Source organism: Nonomuraea ceibae, assembly GCF_019396325.1.
GTDB lineage: Bacteria > Actinomycetota > Actinomycetes > Streptosporangiales > Streptosporangiaceae > Nonomuraea > Nonomuraea ceibae.
In genome coordinates this window covers 1-10,229 of the sequence record NZ_JAHKRO010000194.1, presented here as the reverse complement: position 1 = coordinate 10,229, position 10,229 = coordinate 1, and the positions used below count along the sequence as shown (strand labels likewise).

9 protein-coding genes and 1 pseudogene are annotated in these 10,229 nt (G+C 72.5%); 5 read left to right on the top strand and 5 right to left on the bottom strand.

The features are described 5' to 3' along the window. From KME80_RS48310 to KME80_RS48300, 3 genes are all read left to right on the top strand, one after another. The coding region (locus KME80_RS48310; RefSeq protein WP_219519233.1) for an NPCBM/NEW2 domain-containing protein at nucleotides 1–567 on the top strand (567 nt) is incomplete at its 5' end. Between the two features lie 13 nt (nucleotides 568–580). Beyond that, complete coding sequence (locus KME80_RS48305; RefSeq protein WP_219519216.1) at nucleotides 581–2,185, top strand: beta-N-acetylhexosaminidase; 1,605 nt, start codon at nucleotides 581–583, stop codon at nucleotides 2,183–2,185. Nucleotides 2,186–2,213: 28 nt separating this feature from the next. Then, nucleotides 2,214–2,783 carry a hypothetical protein gene (locus KME80_RS48300; RefSeq protein ID WP_219519214.1) on the top strand — a complete coding sequence of 190 codons (570 nt, stop codon included), beginning with the start codon at nucleotides 2,214–2,216 and terminating at the stop codon, nucleotides 2,781–2,783. Nucleotides 2,784–2,907: 124 nt separating this feature from the next. Here the strand turns inward: KME80_RS48300 and KME80_RS48295 are convergent, their stop codons facing one another. Both KME80_RS48295 and KME80_RS48290 read right to left on the bottom strand, forming a co-directional pair. Further along, a complete protein-coding gene (locus KME80_RS48295) occupies nucleotides 2,908–5,406 on the bottom strand; it encodes a DEAD/DEAH box helicase (RefSeq protein ID WP_219519212.1) in 2,499 nt (832 codons plus the stop codon). A gap of 44 nt (nucleotides 5,407–5,450) precedes the next feature. Next, nucleotides 5,451–6,719, bottom strand: coding sequence for an acyltransferase family protein (locus KME80_RS48290; protein WP_219519210.1), 1,269 nt, complete (start codon nucleotides 6,717–6,719; stop codon nucleotides 5,451–5,453). Between the two features lie 185 nt (nucleotides 6,720–6,904). Between KME80_RS48290 and KME80_RS48285 the strand changes: the two genes are divergently transcribed. Then, nucleotides 6,905–8,152, top strand: coding sequence for a sensor histidine kinase (locus tag KME80_RS48285; RefSeq protein ID WP_219519208.1), 1,248 nt, complete (start codon nucleotides 6,905–6,907; stop codon nucleotides 8,150–8,152). Then, the gene (locus tag KME80_RS48280; RefSeq protein ID WP_219519206.1) at nucleotides 8,143–8,790 is read left to right on the top strand and encodes a response regulator transcription factor; all 648 of its coding nucleotides are present in this window, start codon (nucleotides 8,143–8,145) and stop codon (nucleotides 8,788–8,790) included. Before KME80_RS48285 ends, KME80_RS48280 begins: the two co-directional genes overlap by 10 nt. 160 nt (nucleotides 8,791–8,950) lie before the next feature. On the opposite strand, the gene mihF is transcribed toward KME80_RS48280, so the two are convergent. From mihF to KME80_RS48265, 3 genes and pseudogenes are all read right to left on the bottom strand, one after another. Further along, nucleotides 8,951–9,256: an integration host factor, actinobacterial type gene (gene mihF / locus KME80_RS48275; protein ID WP_049567253.1), complete on the bottom strand. Its 306-nt coding sequence runs from the start codon at nucleotides 9,254–9,256 to the stop codon at nucleotides 8,951–8,953. Nucleotides 9,257–9,361: 105 nt separating this feature from the next. Further along, the gene (locus KME80_RS48270) at nucleotides 9,362–9,745 is read right to left on the bottom strand and encodes a GlcG/HbpS family heme-binding protein (RefSeq protein ID WP_219519204.1); all 384 of its coding nucleotides are present in this window, start codon (nucleotides 9,743–9,745) and stop codon (nucleotides 9,362–9,364) included. A 152-nt stretch (nucleotides 9,746–9,897) separates the two neighbouring features. Beyond that, a pseudogene (locus tag KME80_RS48265) lies at nucleotides 9,898–10,229 on the bottom strand (hypothetical protein); the annotation flags it as partial.

The window sequence follows — 10,229 nt, the reverse complement described above, 5'->3', positions numbered from 1 at the left end:
GTCACCTGGGCCGTCCCCCGGCCCGGGGGCGCGCCCCCCACGGAGCACCGGCTCGCCGCCGTCGCCGCCTTCGCCGGCGGCCGGGTGCCGGGCGAGGCGGTCGTCAGGGTCGCGCGCGCTCCGGGCGCCGGCACCACCCACCTCAGCGATCTGACCTGGACGGCGGCCAAGAACCACTTCGGCCCCGTCGAGAAGGACGCCAGCAACGGCGAGCGCGCCGCCGGCGACGGCCGCCCGCTCACCATCGAGGGCGTCCGGTACGCCAAGGGGCTCGGCGCGCACGCGCCCGCCGAGATCGAGTACTACACCGCGGGCCGCTGCGCCACGGTCCGGTTCCTGGGCGGCGTCGACGACGAGGTCGGCCAGGCCGGCTCGGCCCGCTTCGAGGTGTGGGCCGACGGCGGGCGCGTCGCCGCCTCCGAGCTCGTCACCGGCGCCGACCCGGCCGTCGAGGTCACCGCCTCCGTCGAGGGCGCCCGCCACGTGCGGCTGGTCGCCACCAACGGCGGCGACAACGCCTACTCCGACCACGTCGACTTCGCCGACGCCACCGTCACCTGTCACTAGGGGGAAACCGTTCATGATCGTGCCCAAGCCCGTCCACTGCCAGGTCCTGCCGGGACGCTTCGTCCTCGGCCCGGACACCGCGCTCGCCGCCGACCCGGCGCTGCGCGCGGCGGCCGCCTGGCTGCGGAGCGAGATCGGCCCCGTGACCGGCGGCGACCTGCCGCCCGCCGCTCCGGGGCCGGGCACGATCACGCTCGCCCTGGCCGACCTGCCGCCCGAGGCGTACCGGCTGACCGTCGGCGAGGACGGCGTCCGGATCGCCGCGGGCGGCCCCGCCGGGGCGTTCTACGCGGCGCAGACGCTCAGGCAGCTCATGCCCCCGGCCGCCTTCCGCAAGGCCGGGCCCGGCGGCGAGCTGGAGATCAGGGCCGCCCACGTCGAGGACGAGCCGCGCTTCGGCTGGCGCGGCTGCCTCCTCGACGTGGCCCGGCATTTCATGACCAAGCAGGACCTGCTGAGGTTCGTCGACCTGATGGCCCTGCACAAGCTCAACGTGCTCCACCTGCACCTGACCGACGACCAGGGCTGGCGGGTGGAGATCCGCCGCCACCCCCGGCTCACCGGGGTCGGCGCCTGGCGCACGCAGAGCCAGACCGGCTGGAACGGGCCGTTCGACGGCCGCCCGCACGGCGGCTACTACACCCAGGACGACATCAGGGAGATCGTCGCCTACGCCGGGCAGCGCAACATCACCGTCGTCCCCGAGATCGACCTGCCCGGACACACCCAGGCCGCCATCGCCGCCTACCCCGAGCTCGGCAACCTGGACACGCCGCTGGAGGTGCGCACCGGCTGGGGCATCGGCACGAACGTGCTCAACGCCGAGGAGAGCACGATCCGGTTCTTCGAGGACGTCTTCGACGAGGTCCTGGAGCTGTTCCCGAGCCCGTACGTGTGCGTCGGCGGCGACGAGTGCCCCAAGCAGCAGTGGCGTGACAGCCCCGCCGCCCAGGCCCGCATCCGCGAGCTCGGCCTGGCCGGGGAGGAGGAGCTGCAGAGCTGGTACATCCACCGCTTCGACACCTACCTGAGCGCCCGCGGGCGGCGGCTCGTCGGCTGGGACGAGATCCTCGAAGGCGGGCTCGCCCCCGGCGCGGTCGTCGCCTCCTGGCGCGGCGACCTCGGCGCGGTCACCGCCGCCAGGAACGGCCACGACGTGATCAGCACCCCCAACACGTCGGTCTACTTCGACTACCGGCAGGGGCCGGGCGAGGACGAGCCGGTCCCGTTCGGCACCGTGCTCACGCTGGAGGACGTCTACGCCTTCGAGCCGATCCCCGCCGAGCTGCGCGGCGAGCCCGCCGCCGAGCGGGTGCTGGGCTCGCAGTGCGCCGTGTGGACCGAGCTCATCGACTCGCCGCGGCAGGTCGACTACATGGCCTTCCCGAGGCTGGCGGCCTTCGCCGAGACCGTGTGGAGCCCCGCCGACCGGGACCTGCCGGACTTCCGCCAGAGGCTGGCCGCCCACCTGGAACGGCTGGACGCGATCGGCGTGGAGTACAGGCGCGAGAGCGGGCCGCTGCCCTGGCAGACCCGCCCCGGCGTGCCGGGCAGGCCGGAGACCGTCGACGGCTGGCAGTCGCAGCTCGACGCCTGGACGGCCAACCTGCGCCGCTAGACGTCAGGCGTTCGTACAATCTTGCCTCATGGTCTCCATTGTGGCGTTAACCGCCGCCCTCGCCCTGGGCATCCCCGGCGGCTTCATGCTGTACGAGAAGGACGCGGCCAAGCACGACCCGAACCCCGAGCACAGCTGGCAGGTCAGCGGCAGGACGAGCGCCCGGCTGGTCGTCAACCCGTGCCAGAAGGCCACGCTGGGCCGCGCCGGGCGCACCGCCGCCAAGACGCTCACCTACACGGCCGTGCCCGACTACTCCAAGTCCGAGCAGGTCATCCTCTACGGCTCGGCGGGGGCGGCGAAGAAGGCCGTGCGCGACCTGCGCGCGGCCGTGCGCGCCTGCGGCACCGCCGACTACCGCTACTCCTACCGTCCCGTACGGCTCGGCGACGAGGGCGTCTCGATCACCGGCCAGGCGTACCAGAGCAAGAAGCCGGCCATCGGCGGCGAGCGGGCCGTCGTGACGCGCCGCGCCAACGCGCTGATCGTCTACACGGTGTCGGGGGAGTGGGGCAAGCCCGCCGCCGCCGACTTCAAGCAGCAGACGAAGGACGCCAAGCGGATGCTCGGGAAGATTTGCCGCATCGCCGCCTGCTGACGGGAAATGTCCCGATCTTGAGACATTGTCATGACGCGTTGCCGAAGTACGCGACCGGAGAATAAGAGAACAGGCGTGTGCCGGAGCGCCCTTGCCAGTCCGTTCCGGCACACGGCTATCTCCCCTAGAGCCGGTTGAGCCCCGTCACGTGGACGACCGCGCGCCCCTCCTCGTCGGAGGCGGCCAGGTCGATCTGCGCGTCGATGCCCCAGTCTCCGTCGCCCGCCGGGTCCTTGATCGTCTGGCGCACCTTCCACAGCCCGCTCTCCTCCTCGATGCGCAGCAGCGCGGGCCCGCGCGCGTCGGCGTCGGTGAGGATCTCCTCGTGGTCGGCGTAGTAGGCGTCGAGCGCGGCACCCCAGTCGACGTCGGGAGCCAGCTCCTCCAGTTCCTCCTCCTTCTCCAGCGCGCACAGCTCCACCAGCCGGAACATCGCGTTGCGCACCAGCACCCGGAACGCCCGGGTGTTGCCCGTCACCGGCCGCACCTTCGTCTCCAGCGCCTCGCGCTCCTCCAGCGCCAGATCCGGGTTGGCCAGCTTCTCCCACTCGTCGATCAGGCTGGAGTCGACCTGGCGGACCAGCTCGCCCAGCCACTCGATGAGGTCGGTCAGGTCCTCGGTCTTCAGGTGCTCGGGCACCGTGCGCGACAGCGTCCGGTAGGCGTCGGCCAGGTAGCGCAGCACCGTGCCCTCCGACCGGGCCAGCTCGTAGAACTGGATGTACTCGCCGAACGTCATCGCCCGCTCGAACATGTCGCGCACCACGGCCTTCGGGCTGACCGTGTAGTCGCCCACCCACGGGTGGCCGCGCCGGTAGGTCTCGTACGCGCCGAGCAGCAGGTCGTCCAGCGGCATCGGGTACATGACCTCGGACAGCGCCTCCATGCGCTCCTCGTACTCCATGCCGTCGGCCTTCATCTGCGCGACCGCCTCGCCCCTGGCCTTCTTCAGCTGGGCCGACAGGATCTGGCGCGGGTCGTCGAGGATCGACTCCACGATCGACACCATGTCGAGCGCGTAGCTCGGCGACTCCCGGTCGAGCAGGTCGAAGGCGGCCAGCGCGAACGTCGACAGCGCCTGGTTGAGCGCGAAGTCGTCCTGGAGCTGGATCGTCAGCCGGGCCCTGCGGCCCTGCTCGTCGGGCTCGGCGAGCTGCTCGACCACGCCGCCCGCCAGCAGCGACCGGTAGATGGCGATGGCCTGGCTGATGTGCCGCCGCTGCCACTTGCGGTCCTCGTGGTTGTCGGTCAGCAGGTGCTTCATCGCCTGGAAGCAGTCGCCCGGCCGGTTGATCACCGCCAGCAGCATCGCGTTGCTCACCTTGAAGCGCGAGTTGAGCGGCTCGGGCTCGGCCTGCTGGAGCTTCTCGAACGTCTCCTCGCTCCAGCCGACGAACCCCTCCGGCGGCTTCTTGCGGGCATAGCCGCGCCGCCGCTTCGGGTCGTCGCCGATCTTGGCGAGGGCCTTGGCGTTCTCGATGTCGTGCTCGGGCGCCTGGCAGGCCACGTAGCCGATCGTGTCGAACCCGGCCCGGCCCGCCCGGCCGGCGATCTGGTGGAACTCGCGGGCGCGCAGCCGGCGCACCTTGTTGCCGTCGTACTTCGACAGCGCCGTGAACAGCACCGTGCGGATCGGCACGTTGACGCCGACGCCCAGCGTGTCGGTGCCGCAGATGACCTTGAGCAGCCCGGCCTGCGCCAGCCGCTCCACCAGCCGCCGGTACTTCGGCAGCATGCCGGCGTGGTGCACGCCGATGCCGTGGCGCACCAGCCGCGACAGCGCCCGGCCGAAGCGGGTGGTGAAGCGGAAGCCGCCGATCATCGCGGCGATGGCCTCCTTCTCCGCCTTGGAGGCCATGTTGATGCTCATCAGCGCCTGGGCCCGCTCCATCGCCGCCGCCTGCGTGAAGTGCACCACGTAGACGGGAGCCTGGCCGGTGGAGAGCATCTCCTCCAGCGACTCGTGCAGCGGCGTCATCCGGTAGGAGTAGACCAGCGGGACCGGCCGCTCGGCGTGCTTGACCACGGCCGTCGGCCGCCCGGTGCGCCGGGTCAGGTCGCGCTCGAACATCGAGACGTCGCCGAGCGTCGCCGACATCAGGATGAACTGCACGTTCGGCAGCTCCAGCAGCGGCACCTGCCAGGCCCAGCCCCGGTCGGGCTCGGCGTAGAAGTGGAACTCGTCCATCACCACCTGGCCGATGTCGGCCGCCGCGCCGTCGCGCAGCGCCACGTTGGCCAGGATCTCGGCGGTGCAGCAGATGATCGGCGCGCCCGCGTTGACGCTCGCGTCGCCGGTCATCATGCCGACGTTCTCGGTGCCGAAGATCGCGCACAGGTCGAAGAACTTCTCCGACACCAGCGCCTTGATCGGCGCGGTGTAGAAGGTGCGCACGTCCCGGGTCAGGGCGGCGAAGTGGGCCCCGGCGGCCACCAGGCTCTTGCCCGAGCCGGTCGGCGTGGCCAGGATCAGGTTGCTGCCCGACACCACCTCGATCAGCGCCTCCTCCTGGGCGGGATAGAGGGTGAGCCCCCGTTCGGAGTTCCAGGACGCGAAGGCGTCGAAAATGGCGTCGGGATCGGCGTCGATCTCTTCCGGCAGGCGGTCAACGAGAAGGCTCACACCCCTATCCTGCCGAAGTTCACCGCGTGGTCGAACCGGCGCCCTCACATCCGGGTGCGCGGCCCGGTCAGGAGCAGCCCGCCGAGGACCGCGATGACGCCCAGGAACGGCACCCCGCCGGGCGCGAACCCGGCGACCGTGAGCGCCAGCAGCCCGCCGCCCGTCAGCGCCGCCGACGTGAGCGCCGTCGCCCAGGTGGCTCGCCCGTACGGCAGCGCGGGCGGCTCCTCGAACCGGGAGAACCAGCGCAGCAGCGGCCACAGCAGCAGGCACAGCGCGCCGAACCACACCGGCCACCCGGCCAGCCAGAACGCGCTGCCCGGCGTGGGCGTCTGGACCCGCATCGCCACCACGACCACGCCCGTCACCGCGAACAGCGCCGGCATGTGCCACAGGTAGGCGGTCATGATGCGCGGCCCGGCCCAGGCCAGCACCCGCGTCAGCGGCAGCCGCACGATCCACGGCCGCAGCAGCGCCGCCAGCCCCACCTGCCCGAACGAGACGGCCAGCATCGCCAGCGTGGGCGGCGCCATGTTCGACATCTCCGCGCCGGGCAGCCCGATCATGCTGCCGGGGTAGGGCCCGTACGCCACCAGGAGCGCCGCCGCGCCGAAGCCGCCCGCCGCCATGAGCACGGGCAGCCGCAGCCGGCCGCCGGCGTACAGGAAGCCGAGCTGGTGCACCGCCAGCCACACGAACACGATGTTCGCGTAGCCCAGCGCGTCCACGCCGGTCGAGAAGCGCACCACGTCGGTCAGCACCGCGGCCGCCGCCAGCACGGCCACCACCCGCCACCCGTGCGCGGCGTGCAGCCGCAGCAGGTACGGCGTCGCCGTCACCGCGATCAGGTAGACCGCCAGGAACCACAGGAGCTGCCCGGTGAGGCGAGCCCCCACCTCCAGCGGCTGCTCCGGCACGCCCAGCGTCATCAGCACGTGGGGCAGCGGCAGCCACACCGCCGCCAGCGGCAGCAGCGGCCACGCCAGCCTGCGCACCCGCGTGACGATCCACTGCGGCCCGCCGTGCGCCGCCCGCCCGAAGCTGATCGCGTTGGCCGCCCCGCCCGCGAAGAACACCAGCGGCATCACCTGGCTGATCCACGTGACCACCCACACGCCCGGCTCGGCCAGCGCGTTGCCGGTGGTCAGCCGCGCCCCGTCGTAGTCCAGGACCGGGATCGTCCAGTGCTGCAGCACGACCAGCGCCATCCCGAACACCCGCAGGATGTCGATGAACGGGTCCCTGGCCCGGCGCGGGGAACCGGTGCGCGCCGGCTGCTCGGGCAGGGCGGGCCGCTCCAGCAGGACGGTCATGGAAGCCTCGTTTCATCGGGGGTGGGGCGACGTCTCAAGGCTTCCGTCCGGGCGGCTCGCGCACATTGCCGCGAACCACCGTCTTGCGGTCGTCCCGCCACCACCCCGGGGGTGGGGCTGGCCCTACCATCGCAAGACCGGCGCACCGGTTCGAAAACGGCTTTCCGGGGCTCTAGCGTGGAGGCATGCGCTCCCTGATTCGGCGGGTCATGCTCGACACCCGCTACACCCTGGTGGGGTTCCCCACCACGCTGATCGGCTTCGCCGTCACCCTGGTCGGCCTGTCCGCCGGCGTCGGCACCGCCGTGGTGTGGATCGGCGTGCCGGTGCTCGCGGCCACCCTTTTGGCTGCCAGGGGATTCGCCGACGCGGAGCGCGGCTGGCTGTCCGACGTGCTCAAGCGGCCCCCGGTGCGGCCCCGCTACAAGCCGGCCCCGCCCGGGGCGGGCCGCTTCCGGCGGATCGTCAACCCGCTCACCAGCGGGCAGTCCTGGCTCGACCTGCTGCACTCCATTGTGAACTTCCCGCCCGCGCTGATCGCGTTCGTGCTCACCGTGGTCTGCTGGGCGCTGCCGCTGGCCGGCCTGACCTACCCGATCTACGGGCTCATCACCTCGCGCATCGAGGACAACGTGGAGCTGCCCGAGCTGCTCGGCCTGGGCGACGGCTACCTGATCAACTCGATCTTCTACGTGGCGCTGGGGCTGCTGTTCCTGCTCATCCTGCCCTTCACCGTGCGCGGGGCGGCGCTGGTGCGCGCCGGGCTCGGCCGGGCGCTGCTCACCGGGGTGGCCGAGCTGCAGGAGCGCATCGACGACCTGGCCCAGGGCCGCGCCGCCGCCGTGTCGGCCGAGGCCAACGCGCTGCGCAAGCTGGAGCGCGACATCCACGACGGGCCGCAGCAGCGCCTGGTGTCGCTGGCCATGGAGCTCTCGCGGGCCCAGCGGCAGCTGAAGAAGGACCCCGAGGCCGCCCAGGCCACGCTCACCTCCGCGATCTCCGCCACCCGCGAGACGCTCGACGAGCTGCGCGCGCTCTCGCGCGGCATCGCCCCGCCCATCCTGTCCGACCGCGGCCTGGCCCCGGCGCTCGCCGCCCTCGCCGGGCGCTCGATCGTCCCCGTCGAGCTGGACGTGCGCGCCACCGGCCGGTACGAGGCCGCGGTGGAGAACGCCGTCTACTTCGTCGTCGCCGAGACCCTCACCAACGTCGCCAAGCACAGCCAGGCGACCGTGTGCACCATCCGCCTCACCCACACCGACGACGCCCTCGTGCTGACGATCGTGGATGATGGGGTCGGCGGCGCCCACGTCGCCAAGGGACATGGTCTCGCCGGGCTGGCCGACCGGCTCCGCGCGGTCGACGGGGAGCTGGAGGTGCACTCGCCCGACGGCGGGCCGACGGTGATAGCAGCGGAGGTACCGTGCGCGTAGTCGTGGCCGATGACGCGGTTCTGATCAGGGAGGGCCTGGTCAGGCTGCTCGAGGAGTTCGGCTGCGAGGTGGTCGCGACCGTCGGTGACGGCGACGGCCTCGTCGAGGCGGTGGCCGAGCACCGGCCCGACGTGTCGGTGGTGGACGTGCGCATGCCGCCGTCGTTCACCGACGAGGGGCTGCGCGCCGCCGTGGAGGCGCGCCGCCGGGTGCCGGGCGCGCCGGTGCTCATCCTGTCGCAGTACGTCGAGGTCTCCTACGCCGACGACCTGCTCGCCGACGCCCGGGGCGCGGTGGGCTACCTGCTGAAGGACCGGGTCGTCGACGTGGACGAGTTCATGGAGGGCCTGCGGCGGGTCGCCGCGGGCGGGACCGTGTTCGATCCGCAGGTGGTGTCGCAGTTGATGGTGCGCAGGCGCAAGGACGACCCGCTGGCCCAGCTCACACCGCGGGAGCGTGAGGTGCTCGGCCTGATGGCGGAGGGCAAGTCCAACCCCGCGATCGGCCGCCAGCTCGTGATCAGCGACGGGGCCGTGGAGAAGCACATCAGGAGCATCTTCAGCAAGCTCGGCCTCTACGCCGACGACAGCGACCAGCATCGGCGCGTGCTCGCGGTGCTGGCCTACCTGCGCAGCTGAGCGCCCGGCCCTCCCGGGGGCGGCACCGGGGAGGTCCCTGGCGGGGGCGTCGCGGATCTCTCCGGGAGGCGGCCGGTGATGCGGAGGGGTGTGCCGGTCTCCTGGAGCGTTGCCGGCCGGTCCGCGCGGCGCTGCGCGCGGACCTGGCCGCCCGGCCGGTTTAGCCGAGCGCGTCGACCAGCTTCTTGCGCTGCTGGGCGCCCAGGCCGCCGAGGCGGCGCTTCTCGTCGACGCCCGCCTCCTCCATGAGCGCGGTGGCCTTGGCCGGGCCGACGCCCTTCACGGCGCGCAGGGCCTGCGACACCTTGATCTTCTTGGCGATGTCGTCATCGCGCTCCAGCAGCTGCGAGAACGACAGCTCGCCGGTCTTGACCTTGGCGAGCAGGGCGGTGCGGGCGGCGCGAGCCTCCGCGGCCTTCTCCAGCGCGGCCTTGCGCTGCTCTGGGGTAAGAGTGGGAAGTGCCATCTGCTGTTCTCTCCTCGGGGAGTTGACGATCGGGGTTTCTGTTACCCGTAGTGCAGTGGCTAATCATGGCGGATACCAGCGGTTCGTGTTGCCCAAAGCGCCCGGTCAACGTGTCCGCCACACCGAGGCGGCCGCTTCGGCGCACGCCTGGTCCTGCTCCGGCGTGCCGCCGCTGACCCCCACGCCGCCGGCCACGCACCCGCTGCGGCCGCGGCCGGACCACAGCGGCAGGCCGCCCGGAGTGCGCTCCCACGGCCCGGCTCCCGGGCCGCCCGTCCCGGACAGCTCGGCCGTCGGCCTGCGGTGGGCCGCGGCGGCGCTCGCCCGGCCGGGCGCGAGCGTGGTGCCGGCGAACCCCGCACCCGCCATACGCTGGAAAGACACCAGATGTCCGCCCGCGTCGACCACCGCCACGGAGATCGCCGAACCCTCCCGGGAAGCCTGCCGCAACGCCGCCTCGCACATGCGCAACGCGATCTCCAGATCCATCGGCCGTCCCCCTCGCGTCAGGTCACCTGCCTGCTCGACGCCTCACCGCCGCCGCCGGTGCACAGACCCGCCAGGATCGCCGTACGGATCACGTACGGGATGGCCGTTTTCATCCTTAAAGCGTGCTTTCTAGCGATATTTCGTGGTATGCATCACACTGTGCTCCCGGGCGTGTCGCGGGCGAGCCAGCCGGCCAGGCCCTCGGTGGTCAGGAACGCGTCGAAGACCGACTCCATCGCGCCCACCAGCGAGGCGCGCCGGCCCAGCGCGGCCGGGGTGACGAGCGGCGGGCGCTCGCGGCGGATCGTCATCAGCCCGCCCGTCAGCGACTCCGCCAGCACCGCGCCGGCCTGTCCGTGCAGGTCGGCGGCCAGCCCGGAGAGCGTCACCACCTCCGGGTCGTGCGCGTTGACCAGGGCGGCGGCGCCCCGGCCGAGCGCCCGCGCGGCGGCCGCCACCGCGCGCGCCGCGGCCGGCTCGCCCG

Coding starts and splice junctions, on each gene's coding strand:
- KME80_RS48305 (WP_219519216.1), top strand. CDS start 581: ATGATCGTGCCCAAGCCCGTCCACTGCCAGGTCCTGCCGGGACGCTTC.
- KME80_RS48300 (WP_219519214.1), top strand. CDS start 2,214: ATGGTCTCCATTGTGGCGTTAACCGCCGCCCTCGCCCTGGGCATCCCC.
- KME80_RS48290 (WP_219519210.1), bottom strand. CDS start 6,719: ATGACCGTCCTGCTGGAGCGGCCCGCCCTGCCCGAGCAGCCGGCGCGC.
- KME80_RS48285 (WP_219519208.1), top strand. CDS start 6,905: ATGCGCTCCCTGATTCGGCGGGTCATGCTCGACACCCGCTACACCCTG.
- mihF (WP_049567253.1), bottom strand. CDS start 9,256: ATGGCACTTCCCACTCTTACCCCAGAGCAGCGCAAGGCCGCGCTGGAG.
- KME80_RS48270 (WP_219519204.1), bottom strand. CDS start 9,745: ATGGATCTGGAGATCGCGTTGCGCATGTGCGAGGCGGCGTTGCGGCAG.